This window comes from Pseudomonas sp. Emmai (assembly GCF_055179735.1).
On record NZ_CM143685.1, the window covers coordinates 6,713,754 to 6,731,732 of the forward strand.

Below are 17,979 nucleotides of genomic sequence, written 5' to 3' on the forward strand. Positions count from 1 at the left end.
CCGCTCCCAAAAGAGCGGCGGTTTTTTTAGAACCGCGCGAAGGCTTAGTAACCCAGAGCGAAGTCTTCTTCTTTCATGTCCATCAGGTTGTTGGCGCCCGACAGCATGGTCACTACGTGAGTGCGGGTACGCGGCAGGATGCGCTGGAAGTAGAAGCGCGCAGTCTGCAGCTTGGCGGTGTAGAACGCGGTTTCGGTGGTGCCGGCAGCCAATTTCTCGGCAGCCAGGCGCGCCATGTCAGCCCAGAAGTAGGCCAGGCAGGCGTAACCGGAGTACATCAGGTAGTCCACCGAAGCGGCGCCGACTTCTTCGCGATCTTTCATGGCGGCCATACCGACCTTCATGGTCAGCTCGCCCCACTCTTTGTTCAGCGCGGCCAATGGCTCGACGAACTCTTTGACCGCTTCGTTGCCTTCGTTGGTCTGGCAAAACTTATGGACGATCTTGGTAAAGCCTTTGAGGGCCTCGCCTTGGGTCATCAGCACTTTGCGGCCCAGCAGGTCGAGTGCCTGGATACCGGTGGTGCCTTCGTACAGCATCGAAATACGGCTGTCGCGAACGTTCTGCTCCATGCCCCACTCGGCGATGAAACCGTGACCGCCGTAGATTTGCACGCCGTGGTTGGCAGATTCGAAGCCGACTTCAGTCATGAAGGCTTTGGCGATCGGAGTCATGAAGGCCAGCAGTGCGTCGGCTTTCTTCTTCTCTTCTTCGTCCACGCCGTATTTGACGATGTCGACTTGCTTGGCGGTGAAGTAGACCATCGCGCGGTTGCCTTCGGCGAACGCCTTCATGGTCAACAGCATGCGACGTACGTCAGGGTGCACGATGATTGGGTCAGCGGCTTTTTCCGGCGCTTTCGGGCCAGTCAGGGAGCGCATTTGCAGACGATCGCGAGCGTATTTCAGGCCGCCCTGGAAGCCGATCTCGGCGTGGGCCAGGCCTTGCAGCGCGGTGCCCAGGCGAGCGGTGTTCATAAAGGTGAACATGCAGTTCAGGCCTTTGTTCGCCGGGCCGATCAGGAAACCGGTGGCCGCGTCGAAGTTCATCACGCAAGTGGCGTTGCCGTGGATGCCCATTTTGTGTTCCAGGGAACCACAGGTCACGGCGTTGCGTGCGCCGATCGAACCGTCTTCATTCGGCATGAACTTCGGCACGATGAACAGCGAGATGCCTTTGGTGCCAGCCGGTGCGTCCGGCAGGCGGGCCAGCACGATGTGGACGATGTTGTCGGCCATGTCGTGTTCACCGGCCGAGATGAAGATCTTGGTGCCGGAAACTTTGTAGGAACCGTCGGCCTGAGGTTCGGCCTTGGTGCGCAACATGCCCAGGTCGGTGCCGCAGTGCGGTTCGGTCAGGCACATGGTGCCGGTCCATTCGCCGGAGACCAGTTTGGTCAGGTAGGCGTCTTGCTGCTCAGGCGTACCGTGCTCGGAAATGGTGTTCATCGCGCCATGGGACAGGCCTGGGTACATGCCCCACGACCAGTTGGCTTCGCCAACCATTTCGCTGACGGCCAGACCCAGGGACTCCGGCAGGCCTTGGCCGCCGTGCTCTACGTCGTGAGCCAGGCTTGGCCAGCCGCCTTCAACGAATTGTTTGTAGGCTTCTTTGAAGCCAGTCGGGGTTTTAACGCCGGACTCGCTCCAGGTGCAGCCTTCGGTGTCACCCACGCGGTTCAGCGGAGCCAGCACCTGCTCACAAAACTTGGCGCCTTCTTCGAGAATGGCGTCAACCATGTCCGGAGTTGCGTCTGCGCAAGCCGGAAGGCTCTGATAGTGCGCTTCGTAGCCGAGCAGTTCGTCACGAACGAAGCGAATATCACGCAAGGGGGCCTTGTAGTCAGGCATAGCGATAAACCTCTGCTGATGTAACCGGGAATGAACGACCGTGTTGATTTGTTGTGACGGTCAAACAGTTGTTTGAAACATACGTTTACGCCCAAATCTTGTCAAGCGCCGAGCCGATACCATTTGTCATCGAGCCTCTGTCGCTGAAACGGTAGCCCTACGCAATTAACGATAAAAGCTCGCCGCTCACCACTTAGCGTAGTGAAGTTGAAAAACGCGGCTGAACAGGTCGAGGTGACCCTGAACGCTTTATGCCCGACATACCTGAAAAAACATGAAAAACACTTTAATAGCTATAAAAAACTGTCACATCTGACAGTTACTGCGGAGGCAAAAAACACTTTCAATGTGACGAACGATAGCTTCGCGAACCTGCAATGAAGCTTCGAATTTGAACGTGCGTACTCGAGGAGAATGTCATGCCCCCTTCAACAAACGCTCAATCGCGCCAGGCTGGCGACATAGACAAGAGCTTTGGCACCGATGGATATCTTGATACCGGCGGCTTCAGTGAATTAGGCAGGACACTGACGATGGCCCTGTCCAAAAACGGCGTCATTACTCATGCGACAGAACTTTACGGAAAGATGTCGATTGGCCGCGCACTGATCGATGGAACAAAGGACGCGGGTTTCAACGCACAAAGATGGAATTTCGAGGAGGGTGACAACTCCCGCCCCAATCGCCTGCTTTTACAAAAGCTCACCGATAATGAACAAGACGAAAGGATTGTCATCGTTGGCGAGTCCTTAGTCAGGGATGAGCCAACGGGAATGCCTCGCTATCGACCTGCCGTTATGCGCTTGCTTGCAAACGGCAGTCCGGATCTGGTGTTCGGCCGCAGAATCCTGCCGCAACCGGACAATTCACATCCTGAATATGGTTTCGCCAGACCCACCAGCGATGGCTGCTTACAGCAAGATGGCAAAATTCTTATTACGGCGACTTACCTTACTGGCAGCCTGTACGAAAGCAACAGCAGGCTGTACTGCGTCACGAGAACCGGTGAGCTGGACAATCAATTTGGTCAGGGCGGTTTTGTTGAGATCCGGCTTCATGACAAACCATCACACGTTTGTGCCGTGCAGATTCAGAGCAATGGCAACATAGTCGTAGCGGGATACGACTCTGGCAATGTGACACTTGCCCGTTACTCACCTTCCGGGGTACTCGACAACTCCTTCGGGGATGACGGCTTTATTGATATACCCACCGAACCGACATCCGAAAAAGTCAGTGCCCCAACGACTTTAATCAATCTCCCGTCCCGGCTCCTTGTAATGGATGACAACCGAATAGTTTTCACGGGCTTCAGAAACACCTCCGGTAGAGACCAGGGTTTGATAATGCGACTGACCGCGGACGGTCGACCCGATTCGAGTTTCAACGGTGGCGAACTGGTGTATTTCGAGCGCGACTCGATGGACGTTGAGTTGACGACCGTCGCAATACAACCCGATCGAAAAATCGTAGTTGCAGGCAGAGGAGTCAACCGTGAACTCCCCTTGAATCAAATCTATGGTCATAAATGGCGGTTGCTCGAAAATGGCAGTCTCGACCCGACATTCAACAGCGAATCACTCAGGGGCGAATTTGCCGATATTGCCATCCAGACTAACGGACGCATTCTTCTCGCCGGCAGCAGCGGCTTCGCCTGGTCCTCACGCTTTCCGAAAATCACAGCGCTTACGGGTCAGTGAAAACCCCAGACAAAAAAAATGCGCTCATCCGAGCGCATTTTTTGCAGGGGACAACTTCACGCGTACGTATCAATCAACGTCCCCAGCATTTCATCGGAAGCCTTGGCCACTTTCGCGCCGAGCTCAACCTGAAACTTGCCTTGGGACATCTCGACCACATTGCTGGCGAGGTCGGCTTCCTGACTGCGATCAACCGAACGCAAACGATCGACCTGAGACTCGGAAGACTGGCTGGTCTGCGAACGTTCAATGACGGTGCTGGCGATCTGGCCGGCAGCCTGATCGACACGGTTCTGCCCGGTCTGAAGAGTGCTCAGACCGGCATAAAAAGCGGTGCTACCTGAGATTTCCATGGGAGAACTCGTCCTTATGAAGGATCAACAGCGGCCATTGAAGCAGACACCCACGCAAAACACCCGACAAAAACACTAATGGCACAGTGCCTTGTCATAGGCAAAAACATTAATCCAGCAGATCCAGCTGGAGATGCTCAGCCACCGCCTGCGCCGTCACCGACTTGAGTTTCGGCACCCGGCCCAGGCACGGCGCGGGTATCCGCTCGGCCAACGTGGCGAGGTTCTCCTCCAGGCGCGAAGTCTTCGGCTCAATGATGTTGGCCACCCATCCCGCCAACTGCAGCCCATCGTTGGCAATCGCCTCAGCCGTCAGCAATGCATGGTTGATGCAACCCAGGCGCACGCCGACCACCAGGATGACCGGCAGATCCAGGGCCATCGCCAGATCCGAAAGATTATCCTGATCCGCCAACGGCACGCGCCAGCCACCCGCACCTTCTATCAAGGTGAAGTCCGCGTTGAGGTCCAGGATTTCGCGCATCGGCGTCAATAAGGATTGCACCGTCAGCGCGATGCCCGCCTCTCGCGCCGCCAGGTGCGGGGCGATCGCTGGCTCGAACGCCACCGGATTGACCTGTGCATACGTCAGCGGCACCGAACATTGCGCCAACAACTCCAGTGCATCGGCGTTGCGCAACCCTTTGGGGGTCACCTCACAGCCGGAAGCGACCGGTTTGCCCGCCGCCGTACTCAGGCCCGCCAAGCGTGCGGCATGCAGCAAACCCGCCGCCACGGTGGTCTTGCCGACATCGGTGTCAGTGCCGGTGATGAAATACGCTGCGCTCATAAGGGTTTCTCCAACACGGCGTAAACCACTTGATAAGTCGCCGGCAGTCCCTGTGCCTGACGAAACTGCTCATACGCCTCGATCAAGCCGAGAATCCTTGCCCGGCCAGTCAAACCGCCAGGCCGACCGGGGTTCAGGTTATGCGCGCCCAACGCCTTGAGCTCGTGGGTCAAGCTGCGCACATCCGGGTAATGCAACACATGTGGACGGGTTTGCAGGCTGGCGACGTTCAAGCCACTGGCCGCGCACAGCTGTTGATATGTCTCGAATTCGCGGAAACGGTTGACGTGCACCATGCCATCCACCTGACGCCAACTGTCACGCAATTCGTACAACGTGCCGACACACAGGCTAGCAAACGCGAAAATTCCGCCCGGTTTCAATGCCCGATGCGCCTCGCTGAGCACGCCAGCAAAGTCCGAACACCACTGCACCGCGAGGCTGGAGAAGATCAGGTCACAGGTCGAATCCTGCAACGGCAACCGTTCGGCATCGCCGGCGATGAAATGCGTGGCACCGCCCAATGGCCGGGCGTGATTGAGCATACCTTCGGCGATGTCCAGCGCCACCCCGTGACTCGCCGCAAAACGCTCACCCAGCGCACGGCTGAAATGCCCGGTGCCGCAGCCCAGGTCCAGCCAGCGACCGGGCACAAAATCATCGGGTAACCGGCGCAACAACTCGCTGCCGACATCGCGCTGCAACTGCGCCACGCTGTCGTAGCTGGCCGCCGCACGGGAAAAGGACGCTGCCACCTGGCGCTTGTCGGGCAAGCCGCCGGGCAGGTTGGGAAGGGATAAATCAGTCATCACCGGACTCATGCAAAAAAGCCTGGATCGCCCCCGCCACACCGTGGGGGTCTTCCAGAAGAAACGCGTGGCTGGCCTGTTCGATCAGGCCGATTTCGACGTCTGGTAACAACGCCAGCAAGTCCCCCGCCGCTTCGGCCGGGACCAGCCCATCAAGGCCGGCGAACAGGTGCAGTTGCGGGCCACGAAACGCCTGCAACGCTTGCCGGGTATCCAGTTGCGCGAGCACTTCCAGGCCGCTCATCAACACCTGGGCCGACGTATGCGGCGCGCCGCCGAGCAACAATCGCGACAAACCGCGCGGGTCTTCGGCGCCTTGGGCGCAAAGCAGCGAGAACCGTTTCAAGGTCATGCGTGGATCGGCGCCACAACCCGCCAGAAACGCATCAAACGTTTCGCCGGGCATCGCACTCGGCCATTGCTCATGGGCGACAAACGAAGGATTGCTCGCCAGGGTCAGCAAGCCGCAGCAACGATCACCGCGCCGCGCCGCCAATTCCGAGGCGAGCATCCCGCCCAACGACCAACCACCGAGCCAAGTGTCCTGAGGCACGGTCGAGTCCAGCTCATCGAGCCACTCTTCAAGATCGCCCGACTCCAGCTCCGGCAACGGCTCGATCTCGACCCGCAGGTGTTCATCCAGTCCCTGCAACGCTGCCGCCAGCGGTTCCAGCGGCGAAACCCCGAGCCCCCAACCGGGCAGCAGAATCAGTCGATCACGCATGGCTTGGCTCCGGTCCCAGTTGTGCAAAACAATCGGCCAGTCCATTTAACAATAGCTGCACCTGTGCCTCGCCGTGGGCGGCGGTCAGGGTCACCCGCAGGCGGGCGCTGCCGGCCGGCACGGTCGGTGGGCGGATCGCGGTGACCATCAGGCCACGCTCGCGCAGCATCTGCGACAGTCGAACCGCGCGGCCGGCGTCGCCGATCATGATCGGTTGAATCGGGGTAAAGCTGTCCATGAGTTCCAGGCCGATCTGCTCGGCCCCTCGACGAAATTGACGGATCAGCACCTTAAGGTGCTCGCGCCGCCAATGCTCGCTGCGCAGTAATTCGAGACTTTTCAGCGTCGCACAGGCCAGGGCCGGCGGTTGGCTGGTGGTGTAGATGTAGGGACGGGCGAACTGGATCAGGCTTTCGACCAACTCTTCGCTGCCCGCCACAAACGCACCGGCCGTGCCGAACGCCTTGCCGAGGGTGCCGACCAACACCGGCACATCTTCCTGACTCAAACCAAAATGCTCGACGATCCCTGCGCCATTGGCGCCCAGCGGGCCAAAGCCGTGGGCGTCATCCACCATCAGCCACGCGCCTTTGGCCTTGGTTTCCCGGGCCAGCGCCGGCAGGTCGGCGAGATCGCCGTCCATGCTGAACACGCCATCGGTGACCACCAGCGTGTTGCCGGTGGCTTTTTCCAGGCGCTTGGCCAGACTGACGGCGTCGTTGTGCAGGTAGCGATTGAACCGCGCGCCGGACAACAGGCCCGCATCGAGCAACGACGCGTGATTGAGCCGGTCTTCCAGCACCGTATCGCCCTGCCCGACCAGCGCAGTGACCGCGCCGAGGTTGGCCATGTAACCGGTGGTGAACAGCAGCGCCCGCGGACGACCGGTCAAGTCGGCCAGCGCTTCTTCCAGCTCATGATGCGGCGTGCTGTGACCAATGACCAAGTGCGACGCCCCACCGCCGACGCCCCACCGCGCCGCACCGGCGCGCCAGGCTTCGATCACTTGCGGGTGATTGGCTAAACCCAGGTAATCGTTGTTACAGAACGCCAGCAATGGCTGACCGTCGACCACCACTTCCGGGCCTTGAGGGCTTTCGAGCAGTGGACGTTGGCGATAGAGATTTTCGGCACGACGGGCAATAAGACGCGCGCTGAGATCGAAAGACATGCAGACCTCGCGAGTAGGAAAGAGGTATAGCCCCTGTAGGAGCGAGGCTTGCCCGCGAAGGCATCACCGCGGTCATTCAGATAGACCTAGGTGTCTCATTCGCGGGCAAGCCTCGCTCCTACAGAAAGCGGTCAAACAGCGGCGTTATAGAACTGCTCGCTGCTCTTCTGCTCGACCAATGCCTGCTCGATGGCCGCTTGATGCACTTCATCGGCGTGCTCTTCGCGAGCTTCCGGCAGGATCCCCAGGCGCCCGAACAGTTGCATGTCCTTGTCAGCCTGTGGGTTGGCGGTGGTCAGCAGTTTGTCGCCGTAGAAAATCGAGTTGGCGCCGGCGAAGAAGGCCAGGGCCTGCATCTGCTCGTTCATCGCTTCGCGGCCGGCGGACAGGCGCACGTGGGATTGCGGCATCAGGATGCGGGCGACAGCGAGCATGCGGATGAAGTCGAACGGGTCGATGTCATCGGCGTTTTCCAGCGGCGTACCAGCGACTTTCACCAGCATGTTGATCGGCACCGACTCCGGATGCTCCGGCAGGTTGGCCAACTGGATCAGCAGGTTGGCGCGGTCGTCGAGGGACTCGCCCATGCCGAGGATGCCGCCGGAGCAGATCTTCATCCCCGATTCCCGCACGTAAGCCAGGGTTTGCAGGCGCTCGCCGTAGGTGCGGGTGGTGATGATGCTGCCGTAGAACTCCGGCGAGGTGTCGAGGTTGTGGTTGTAGTAGTCGAGGCCGGCGTCGGCCAGCGCAACGGTCTGGTCCTGGTCGAGGCGACCGAGGGTCATGCAGGTTTCAAGGCCCATGGCTTTCACGCCCTTGACCATCTCCAGCACGTACGGCATGTCTTTGGCCGACGGATGTTTCCACGCCGCGCCCATGCAGAAACGGGTCGAACCGATGGCCTTGGCGCGAGCGGCCTCTTCGAGGACCTTCTGCACTTCCATCAGCTTTTCTTTTTCCAGGCCGGTGTTGTAGTGACCGGACTGCGGACAATATTTGCAATCTTCCGGGCAGGCGCCGGTTTTGATCGACAGCAGCGTCGAAACCTGGACCCGATTGGCGTCGAAATGCGCGCGATGCACCGTCTGGGCCTGGAACAACAGGTCATTGAATGGCTGAACGAAGAGTGCTTTGACTTCGGCCAAAGACCAGTCATGACGCAGGGTTGCAGAGGTACTGGCGCTCATGGGCGTTTCCTTTGTTTTATGCTTGGCAAGCGGCCGGGGGAATGGAATACCCACAGGCGCGACACGGATGTTCGGCATATTTAAGGAAGAGCGATGCGCTGTCAACCACGTTACGATGGACCGGTTTACATCTGGTTAAAAAACAAACAATCCTGCCTGCTCTGTTCAGAGCCTGCCGACCACACCACGCCCCTGTGCATCGCCTGCGAAACCGAGCTGCCCTGGCTCGGCGATCACTGCCAGACCTGCGCCCTGCCCTTGCCGGCTTCCGGCCTGACGTGCGGCCAATGCCTGCAACAGCCGCCGGCCTTCGAGCGAGTGGCGGCGCCCTGGACCTACAGCTTTCCGCTGGACACGCTGATTACACGTTTCAAACACAACGCCAAGTGGCCACTTGGCCGCTTGCTCGGCGAACTGCTTGCCCAATTCCTGCAACATCGCTTCGATGAAGACCTGGAGCGACCCGATGCGCTGATCCCCGTGCCGCTGGCCACCCGGCGTCTGCGCCAACGCGGCTTCAACCAGGCGGCGATGCTCGCGCGCTGGCTGAGTGAAAGCCTGACTATTCCTTGCGATGAAACGTTGTTGCTGAGAACTCAGGACACCAGCGCCCAACAGGACCTGAATGCCCAGGCGCGCAAACGCAACCTGCGCCACGCCTTCACCCTGGCGCCCGGCGCAGCGGTCGCGGGCCGGCATCTGGCCTTGATCGATGACGTGCTGACCACCGGCGCTACCGCGCAAACCCTGGCTCGCTTGCTGATGGACGCCGGTGCCGCCCGGGTCGATGTCTATTGCCTGGCCCGCACCCCCAAACCCGGCGAGTGACCCGACTTGACTCCCGAGCCCCAAGTCGCCAACGTCCTCTCATTGCCACCGCCCAAAGCACCTCGCCATGTCCTTGCCTACGTTGTTGTCCCAACACATTGTCCGTCGCCCGCAGCGCATCGCCCTGCTGCAACACATCGCCGAACAGGGCTCGATCACCCGCGCCGCGAAAAGCGCGGGCCTGAGTTACAAAGCGGCGTGGGATGCCATCGACGAACTGAACAACCTCGCACAAAAACCCCTGGTGGAACGCAGTGTCGGCGGCAAGGGTGGCGGTGGCGCGAAGTTGTCCGAAGAGGGTCAACGGGTCCTGCGCTTGTATCAAAAGCTGCAAGTGTTGCAGGCCCAGGTGCTGGAAGCGGCCGAAGACGCCAGCGATCTCGACCTGCTGGGTCGGCTGATGTTGCGCACCAGCGCGCGCAATCAACTGCACGGCAAAGTCGTGGCGATCGAGTCCCAGGGGCGCAATGACCGCATTCGTCTTGAGCTGGCTGAAGGCCTGAACATCGACGCGCAGATCACTCACGACAGCACCCTGCGCCTGGAGCTGCAAAGCGGCACCGAGGTCGTAGCTCTGATCAAGGCCGGATGGCTGGAACTGCTGGCCATCGAGCAGACTGCAACACCTGGCAACAATTGCCTGAACGGCATAATCGAGGAGATTCTCGATGCCGAAGATGGCCCCAGCGAAGTGCGCATCGGCCTGCCCAATGGCCAGACACTCTGCGCCCTGGCCGAGCCACTGCATTTGAGAACCTCCGGCCTTGGCGTCGACCGACCGGTGCGGGTGCAGTTTGCGCCGTCCAACGTCCTGCTCGGCACGCCGCTCTGAAACAAAACCTTCACTGACGCTCATTAAGGTGACTGCAAAAACCCGCAGGGAGCCTGATGTGAGCCTATTAGAAGAAAACCAACCCACCGACCTGGAAAAAATGGTCGGCCTCAGCCGTCGTGGCTTCATCAGCGCCGGCGCCCTCTGCGGTGCGGCGATGTTCCTCGGCGGCAACCTGCTGAGCCGCAGCGTGCTGGCCGCCAGTGTCAGCGCCGGCTCCAGCAAACTGCTGGGCTTCAACAGCATCGCCGCCGCCACGACCGACACCATCACCCTGCCACCGGGTTACAAATCCTCGGTGTTGATCAGTTGGGGCCAGCCGCTGCAAAAGAACGGTCCGGCCTTCGACCCCAGCGGCAACGGCACCGCCCAGGCCCAGGAAGTCCAATTCGGCGACAACAACGACGGCATGAGCCTGTTCGAGTTTCCCGGCGACAAAGACCGGGCGCTGATGGCGATCAACAACGAATACACCAACTACCGCTACCTCTACCCCCACGGCGGCATGCCGCAATCGGCGGAAGATGTGCGTAAAGCACTGGCCTGTGAAGGTGTTTCGGTGATTGAAGTGCAGCGTCGCCGTGGCCAGTGGGAATTCGTCCAGGGCTCGCGCTACAACCGACGCATTCACGGTAACTCGCCACTGCGCTTGAGCGGCCCGGCCGCCGGTCACGAACTGCTGAAAACCAGCGCTGACAAGCACGGCAAGAAAGTCCTCGGCACCTTCCAGAACTGCGCCAACGGCAAGACGCCATGGGGCACCTACCTGACCTGCGAAGAAAACTTCACTGATTGCTTCGGTAGCAGCAATGCCGAGCAAAAATTCGATGCCGCGCAAAAACGCTACGGCGCCGTGGCCGCCAGTAAAGAAATCAATTGGCACCCACACGACCCGCGTTTCGACCTGGCGAAGAACCCCAACGAACTCAACCGTCACGGCTGGGTGGTGGAAATCGACCCGTTCGACCCGCAATCGACCCCGGTCAAACGCACCGCCCTGGGTCGCTTCAAGCATGAAAACGCCGCCCTGGCCGAAACCAGTGACGGGCGCGCCGTGGTCTACATGGGCGACGATGAGCGCGGCGAGTTCATCTACAAATTCGTCAGCCGCGACAGGATCAATCACCGCAACCCCAAGGCCAACCGCGACCTGCTGGACCACGGCACGTTATACGTCGCGCGTTTCGACGCGGGTGACGGCAATGCCGATCACCCGAAAGGCCAGGGCCAGTGGATCGAGCTGACCCACGGCAAAAACGGCATCGACGCCAGCAGCGGCTTTGCCGATCAGGCCGAAGTGCTGATTCACGCGCGCCTCGCCGCCAGCGTGGTCAACGCCACGCGCATGGACCGCCCGGAATGGATCGTCGTCAGCCCCAAGGATGGCCAGGTTTATTGCACCCTGACCAACAACGCCAAGCGCGGCGAAGAAGGCCAACCGGTCGGCGGGCCAAATCCACGGGAGAAGAACGTCTACGGGCAGATCCTGCGCTGGCGTACCGACCGTGACGATCACGGCTCGAAAAGCTTTGCCTGGGATCTGTTTGTGGTCGCCGGTAATCCGGGGGTGCACGCCGGCACGCCGAAGGGCGGGTCGTCGAACATCACCCCGCAGAACATGTTCAACAGCCCGGACGGTTTGGGCTTCGACAAGGCCGGGCGCTTGTGGATTCTCACCGATGGCGATTCGAGCAATGCCGCAGACTTCGCGGGCATGGGCAATAACCAGATGCTCTGCGCCGACCCGGTGACCGGGGAAATCCGTCGGTTCATGGTCGGGCCGATTGGTTGCGAAGTGACGGGGATCAGCTTTTCGCCGGACCAGAAAACCCTGTTCGTCGGGATTCAGCATCCGGGGGAAAACGGTGGGTCGACGTTCCCTGAGCATTTGCCCAATGGCAAGCCGCGGTCTTCGGTGATGGCCATTTCTCGGGAAGATGGCGGGGTCGTCGGCGCCTGATAGGCCCTCTTCGCGGGCAAGCCTCGCGCCTACAGGTCGTCATGATCGTTCCCACGCTCTGCGTGGGAATGCAGCCCGGGACGCTCCGCGTCCCACAAGCGGACGCGGAGCGTCCGGTGAGGCATTCCCACGCAGAGCGTGGGAACGATCCCCTAAAGAAGCCCCGTCTGCGCTACCATGCTTGGCCGGACGCGGCAGCCTGCTGCGCGCAGGAGTCAGCATGGCCCACCCGTTTGCAACCCTCACCCCAGACCTCGTCCTCGATGCCGTCGAAAGCATCGGCTTTCTCAGCGACGCGCGCATTCTGGCGCTCAACAGCTACGAAAACCGCGTCTATCAAGTCGGCATCGAAGACTCCGAGCCGCTGATCGCCAAGTTCTACCGCCCGCAACGCTGGACCAACGAAGCGATCCTCGAAGAACACCAATTCACCTTCGAACTCGCCGAATGCGATGTGCCGGTGGTCGCGCCAATGATTCACAACGGCGCCAGCCTGCACGAACACGCAGGGTTCCGCTTCACCCTGTTCCCCCGCCGTGGCGGCCGCGCGCCGGAGCCGGGCAATCTGGATCAACTGTATCGCCTGGGCCAATTGCTCGGGCGCCTGCACGCCGTGGGCGCGACCAAGCCGTTCGAGCACCGCGAAGCACTGGGCGTGAAGAACTTCGGCCACGATTCGCTGAACACTTTGCTTGAAGGCAATTTCATCCCCAAGAGCCTACTGCCGGCCTACGAGTCCGTGGCCCGCGACCTGCTCAAGCGAGTCGAAGAGGTCTACAAGGCGACGCCGCACCAGAACATCCGCATGCACGGCGACTGCCACCCCGGCAACATGATGTGCCGCGACGAAATGTTCCACATCGTCGACCTCGACGACTGCCGCATGGGTCCGGCGGTGCAGGACATCTGGATGATGCTCGCCGGGGATCGTCAGGAATGCCTTGGGCAGTTGTCGGAATTGATGGACGGCTACAACGAGTTTCACGACTTCGACCCACGGGAATTGGCGCTCATCGAACCGTTGCGCGCATTGCGCCTGATGCACTACAGCGCCTGGCTCGCCCGGCGCTGGGATGACCCGGCGTTCCCCCACAGCTTTCCGTGGTTTGGTAGCGAGCGGTATTGGGGCGATCAGGTACTGGCGTTGCGTGAGCAGTTGTCGGCGCTCAACGAAGAACCCCTGAAACTCTTCTAAACGCCGCAACCCCTGTAGGAGCGAGGCTTGCCCGCGAAGAACGATAACGCGATACATCAGACAGACCGCGTCATCGTTCTTCGCGGGCAAGCCTCGCTCCTACAAAAAACGAAACACATCTATACAATCCCCCCTTTGTTAGCTGCCTAAGCAAGGACTCTGCATGCAAGCCGCCAACCCGCGTCGCGGGTACATCCTGGGCCTGAGTGCCTACATCATCTGGGGACTTTTCCCGCTCTACTTCAAAGCCATCGCCTCGGTGCCGGCTGTAGAAATCATCATCCACCGGGTGCTCTGGTCCGCACTGTTTGGCGGTTTGCTGCTGATGGTCTGGAAGCATCCGGGCTGGTGGCAGGAGCTGCGCAACAACCCCAAACGCCTCGCGGTCCTGGCCCTGAGCGGCACGCTGATCGCCGCCAACTGGCTGACTTACGTGTGGTCGGTTAACAACGGTCGCATGCTCGAAGCCAGCCTCGGTTACTACATCAACCCGTTGGTGAACGTGTTGCTGGGGATGTTGATCCTCGGTGAACGGCTGCGGCGCATGCAATGGCTGGCGGTGGGTCTGGCGGCGGTAGGCGTGGCGCAGCAGGTGTGGCAAGTCGGCAGTTTGCCGTGGGTGTCGCTGGTGCTGGCGCTGACCTTCGGCTTCTACGGACTGATCCGCAAACAGGCGCCAGTGAAGGCATTGCCGGGGCTGGTGGTGGAAACCTGGATGCTGGTGCCGATTGCGGTCGCATGGTTGCTGTTCAACCCGGCGGCGGCCAGTGCGCAACCGGCGTTCTGGACCACGTCCGAGGCCTGGTGGCTGGTGGCCGCCGGCCCGGTAACGCTGGTGCCGCTGGTGTGTTTCAACGCCGCCGCACGGCATTTGCCCTACACAACGTTGGGATTTCTCCAGTACCTGGCGCCGACGCTGGTGTTGCTGCAAGCCGTGCTGCTGTTTGACGAACACTTGTCGTCCAGCACCCTGGTGGCATTTATCTTTATCTGGGCCGGCCTGGCGATTTACAGCGTCGATGCCGTGATCAGCATGCGCCGTCGCAGCTGATCAGAAAACGCACAAACCTCTACAGGCCATGTTCTGCGTGGCCTGCATCAATCCTTCCCAAGGTTATCCACAGCGTGATCCCCGCCGTTTGTGCGCAACTTGTTGAAACTGATGGTTTTTTGATCAGAACCTGAAAAGCCCCGGCCGGCGTGGCCTGGCGGGGTGTCTCTACAGGTTATCCACAGGCAGGTGCACGTATAACTTGGATAACCCTGTGTCAGGGTTCGCTGCGCAGCACCAATTCAACCATCAAGTCGTCGGCCAGGGTTTCCAGCCGCGATTGCAGCACGTCCAGAGACAGGGTCAGCGGCACCGCGAGAATGGCTTCGGCGTGAAACAGCGGCTCGCTGCTCATTGGCGCCGGACGTACTTCCGTGACCAGACGTTCCAGGTTCACCCCCTGCTCGCTCAACAAACGCGTGATATCGCGCACAATCCCCGGCCGATCATTGCCCACCAGCTCCATCGCTATCGGCTTCCAGGTGCAGGATTGCTCAATACCGCTTTCCGCGATCAATACGCGAATGCCATGGGCCGACAACGCCTGTAGGGCATCGACCAATTCGTCGTAGGCTTCCGCCGGCACACCCACCCGAAGAATCCCGGCGAACTGCCCGGCCATGCGCGACATGCGGCTTTCCAGCCAGTTACCGCCGTGCTCGGCGATGCATTGGGCAATGCGCTCGACCTGCCCTGCCTTGTCCGGTGCGAATACGGTGAGTACGAGGTGGTCCATGGCGCAGTCCTCTTTTGTTATTGAAAAAGAAGTATAGGCAAGGGCTGGTTCTGCGCTGAATGGGCTGACACCTTCGCGGGCAAGCCTCGCTCCTACAGGGATCGCGCAAAACCTTGTAAGAGCGAAGCTTGCCCGCGAATGGCCCACCACCAATGAGCCTGCGAAAAACAAATCGTGTACAAGTTTTTATATTTAACTGGAACAATCCAATACTTTTTTGAGAACATCCCGTTCCCCGACATGACTGCAATGCGTCATGGGGTCGCAGAACGACGTAATTAGTCTAATTTTCACAAGCGCAATTCATCATGTAGTATGCCGCAGCGCGCACTACATAACGTTGGATCGATGTCTGCCACCGGCATACTCGCAACCCTGAAAGCCCCGTCAGCAAGGCCTCCAAGCCGTTGATTGGACCGAACCCAGCCGCCCGCAAGGGCATGTACTGGCGGACGGGTTTGTGGTTTAAATGGCCAGAGGCTTCATTGTCAAAATTGAAGAGCTGAAAAGCGAAATAGCTGAGCAGAGTGAGGCAAGCAATGACTGAACACGTTCAAGTCGGTGGCCTGCAGGTCGCCAAAGTCCTGTTCGACTTCGTGAACAACGAAGCCATTCCCGGTACCGGCCTCACCGCCGATAAGTTCTGGGCCGGTGCCGACAAGGTCATTCATGACCTGGCGCCGAAGAACAAAGCCCTACTCGCCAAACGCGATGATTTCCAGGCTCGTATCGACGGCTGGCACCAGGCCCGTGCCGGTCAGGCCCACGACGCCGTGGCTTATAAAGCCTTCTTGCAAGACATCGGTTATCTGCTGCCAGAAGCGGCCGATTTCCAGGCAACGACGCAAAACGTCGATGACGAAATCGCCCGCATGGCCGGCCCGCAACTCGTGGTGCCGGTGATGAACGCGCGCTTCGCGCTCAACGCCTCGAACGCCCGCTGGGGTTCGCTGTACGACGCGCTCTACGGCACCGACGCGATCAGCGAAGCGGACGGCGCGGAAAAAGGCAAAGGCTACAACAAGGTGCGCGGCGACAAGGTCATCGCCTTCGCCCGTGCCTTCCTCGACGAAGCGGCACCTTTGGCGGCCGGCACTCATGTCGACTCCACCGCCTACAAAATCATCGACGGCAAACTGGTGGTCACCCTTAAAGGTGGCAGCAACACCGGCCTACGCAACGATGCCCAGTTGATCGGCTTCCACGGCGAGGCCTCGGCCCCGACCGCGATCCTGCTGAAGAACAACGGCCTGCATTTCGAAATCCAGGTCGACGCCAGCACCCCGGTCGGCCAGACCGACGCCGCCGGTGTCAAAGACATCCTGATGGAAGCCGCGCTGACCACCATCATGGACTGCGAAGACTCCGTCGCCGCCGTCGATGCCGATGACAAAGTGGTGATCTACCGCAACTGGCTCGGCCTGATGAAGGGCGACCTGTCGGAAGAAGTCTCCAAGGGCGGCAAGACCTTTACCCGCACCATGAACGCCGATCGCACTTACACCGGTATCGACGGTAAAGAATTGAGCCTGCACGGTCGTTCACTGTTGTTCGTGCGTAACGTTGGCCACTTGATGACCATCGACGCAATCCTCGACAGCCAAGGCAACGAAGTGCCGGAAGGCATTCTCGACGGCCTGGTGACGTCCCTGGCGGCGATCCACAGCCTCAACGGCCACAACTCGCGCAAGAACAGCCGCACGGGCTCGGTCTATATCGTGAAGCCGAAGATGCACGGCCCGGAAGAAGCAGCGTTCACCAACGAGCTGTTCGGGCGCATCGAAGACGTGCTCGACCTGCCGCGCAATACGCTGAAAGTCGGGATCATGGACGAGGAGCGCCGCACCACGGTCAACCTCAAGGCCTGCATCAAGGCCGCCAGCGAGCGCGTGGTGTTCATCAACACCGGTTTCCTCGACCGCACCGGCGATGAAATCCACACCTCCATGGAAGCCGGCCCGATGGTGCGCAAGGCTGACATGAAGGCCGAGAAGTGGATCGGCGCCTACGAAAACTGGAACGTCGATATCGGCTTGAGCACCGGCCTGCAAGGTCGCGCCCAGATCGGTAAAGGCATGTGGGCCATGCCCGACCTGATGGCGGCGATGCTCGAACAGAAAATCGCTCACCCACTGGCCGGCGCCAACACCGCTTGGGTGCCCTCGCCGACCGCCGCTGCGTTGCACGCGCTGCACTACCACAAGGTTGACGTGTTCGCCCGTCAGGCCGAACTGGCCAAACGTGCCCGCGCTTCGGTGGACGACATCCTGACCATCCCGCTGGCCGTCAATCCGAACTGGACGCCCGAGCAGATCAAGAACGAACTGGACAACAACGCCCAGGGCATTCTCGGTTATGTGGTGCGCTGGATCGACCAGGGCGTGGGTTGTTCGAAAGTGCCGGACATCAATGACATCGGCCTGATGGAAGACCGCGCAACGCTGCGCATTTCCAGCCAGCACATCGCCAACTGGCTGCGTCATGGCATCGTGACTGAAGATCAGGTGATGGAAAGCCTCAAGCGCATGGCGCCGGTGGTTGACCGTCAGAACGCCAACGATGCGCTGTACCGTCCTTTGGCACCGAACTTCGACAGCAACATCGCCTTCCAGGCCGCGGTCGAACTGGTGATCGAAGGCACGAAGCAGCCGAACGGCTATACCGAGCCAGTGCTGCACCGTCGTCGTCGCGAGTTCAAGGCTGCCAATGGCTTGTAACTGAGCGTTGATGCCGCACAAAAAAAGGCCCTGATCTTTCGATCAGGGCCTTTTTTCATGGGCGAGCGCAATCTCC

15 protein-coding genes are annotated in these 17,979 nt (G+C 60.2%); 7 read left to right on the forward strand and 8 right to left on the reverse strand.

Going from position 1 to position 17,979, the window contains the following annotated elements; all coding sequences use genetic code 11:
- Positions 1–44: 44 nt before the first annotated feature.
- Positions 45–1,850, reverse strand: coding sequence for a phenylacyl-CoA dehydrogenase (locus tag ACY4LX_RS30900; protein WP_463258666.1), 1,806 nt, complete (start codon positions 1,848–1,850; stop codon positions 45–47).
- 419 nt (positions 1,851–2,269) lie between these two features.
- Between ACY4LX_RS30900 and ACY4LX_RS30905 the strand changes: the two genes are divergently transcribed.
- Positions 2,270–3,550 carry an NHL repeat-containing protein gene (locus tag ACY4LX_RS30905; RefSeq protein WP_463258667.1) on the forward strand — a complete coding sequence of 427 codons (1,281 nt, stop codon included), beginning with the start codon at positions 2,270–2,272 and terminating at the stop codon, positions 3,548–3,550.
- Between the two features lie 56 nt (positions 3,551–3,606).
- On the opposite strand, the gene ACY4LX_RS30910 is transcribed toward ACY4LX_RS30905, so the two are convergent.
- From ACY4LX_RS30910 to bioB, 6 genes are all read right to left on the reverse strand, one after another.
- Positions 3,607–3,903, reverse strand: a complete 297-nt coding sequence (locus ACY4LX_RS30910) for a pyrroloquinoline quinone biosynthesis protein PqqE (protein ID WP_463258668.1) — start codon at positions 3,901–3,903, stop codon at positions 3,607–3,609.
- Between the two features lie 109 nt (positions 3,904–4,012).
- Entirely contained in the window at positions 4,013–4,693 is a 681-nt protein-coding gene (gene bioD / locus ACY4LX_RS30915) for a dethiobiotin synthase (RefSeq protein ID WP_463258669.1), read from the reverse strand.
- Positions 4,690–5,502, reverse strand: coding sequence for a malonyl-ACP O-methyltransferase BioC (gene bioC / locus ACY4LX_RS30920; RefSeq protein ID WP_463258670.1), 813 nt, complete (start codon positions 5,500–5,502; stop codon positions 4,690–4,692). The genes bioD and bioC overlap by 4 nt, the downstream gene beginning before the upstream one ends.
- Complete coding sequence (locus tag ACY4LX_RS30925; protein ID WP_149659601.1) at positions 5,495–6,226, reverse strand: alpha/beta fold hydrolase; 732 nt, start codon at positions 6,224–6,226, stop codon at positions 5,495–5,497. Before ACY4LX_RS30925 ends, bioC begins: the two co-directional genes overlap by 8 nt.
- A complete protein-coding gene (bioF, locus tag ACY4LX_RS30930) occupies positions 6,219–7,397 on the reverse strand; it encodes an 8-amino-7-oxononanoate synthase (protein WP_463258671.1) in 1,179 nt (392 codons plus the stop codon). Before bioF ends, ACY4LX_RS30925 begins: the two co-directional genes overlap by 8 nt.
- 131 nt (positions 7,398–7,528) lie before the next feature.
- Entirely contained in the window at positions 7,529–8,584 is a 1,056-nt protein-coding gene (gene bioB, locus ACY4LX_RS30935) for a biotin synthase BioB (RefSeq protein ID WP_123513110.1), read from the reverse strand.
- Positions 8,585–8,677: 93 nt separating this feature from the next.
- Here bioB and ACY4LX_RS30940 point away from each other — a divergent pair, with 93 nt between their 5' ends.
- From ACY4LX_RS30940 to rarD, 5 genes are all read left to right on the forward strand, one after another.
- Positions 8,678–9,412, forward strand: a complete 735-nt coding sequence (locus tag ACY4LX_RS30940) for a double zinc ribbon domain-containing protein (RefSeq protein WP_463258672.1) — start codon at positions 8,678–8,680, stop codon at positions 9,410–9,412.
- A gap of 67 nt (positions 9,413–9,479) precedes the next feature.
- Complete coding sequence (locus tag ACY4LX_RS30945; protein ID WP_463258673.1) at positions 9,480–10,244, forward strand: TOBE domain-containing protein; 765 nt, start codon at positions 9,480–9,482, stop codon at positions 10,242–10,244.
- A 58-nt stretch (positions 10,245–10,302) separates the two neighbouring features.
- Positions 10,303–12,204, forward strand: coding sequence for a PhoX family protein (locus ACY4LX_RS30950; RefSeq protein WP_463258674.1), 1,902 nt, complete (start codon positions 10,303–10,305; stop codon positions 12,202–12,204).
- A gap of 220 nt (positions 12,205–12,424) precedes the next feature.
- On the forward strand, positions 12,425–13,399 hold the full coding sequence (locus ACY4LX_RS30955) for a serine/threonine protein kinase (RefSeq protein WP_282481793.1): 975 nt from the start codon (positions 12,425–12,427) through the stop codon (positions 13,397–13,399).
- A 163-nt stretch (positions 13,400–13,562) separates the two neighbouring features.
- A complete protein-coding gene (gene rarD / locus ACY4LX_RS30960; protein ID WP_149659606.1) occupies positions 13,563–14,450 on the forward strand; it encodes an EamA family transporter RarD in 888 nt (295 codons plus the stop codon).
- 217 nt (positions 14,451–14,667) lie between these two features.
- On the opposite strand, the gene ACY4LX_RS30965 is transcribed toward rarD, so the two are convergent.
- Positions 14,668–15,186, reverse strand: coding sequence for a glycine cleavage system transcriptional repressor (locus ACY4LX_RS30965; protein ID WP_123410579.1), 519 nt, complete (start codon positions 15,184–15,186; stop codon positions 14,668–14,670).
- Positions 15,187–15,725: 539 nt separating this feature from the next.
- Here ACY4LX_RS30965 and ACY4LX_RS30970 point away from each other — a divergent pair.
- A complete protein-coding gene (locus tag ACY4LX_RS30970) occupies positions 15,726–17,903 on the forward strand; it encodes a malate synthase G (protein ID WP_463258675.1) in 2,178 nt (725 codons plus the stop codon).
- Positions 17,904–17,979 lie beyond the last annotated feature (76 nt).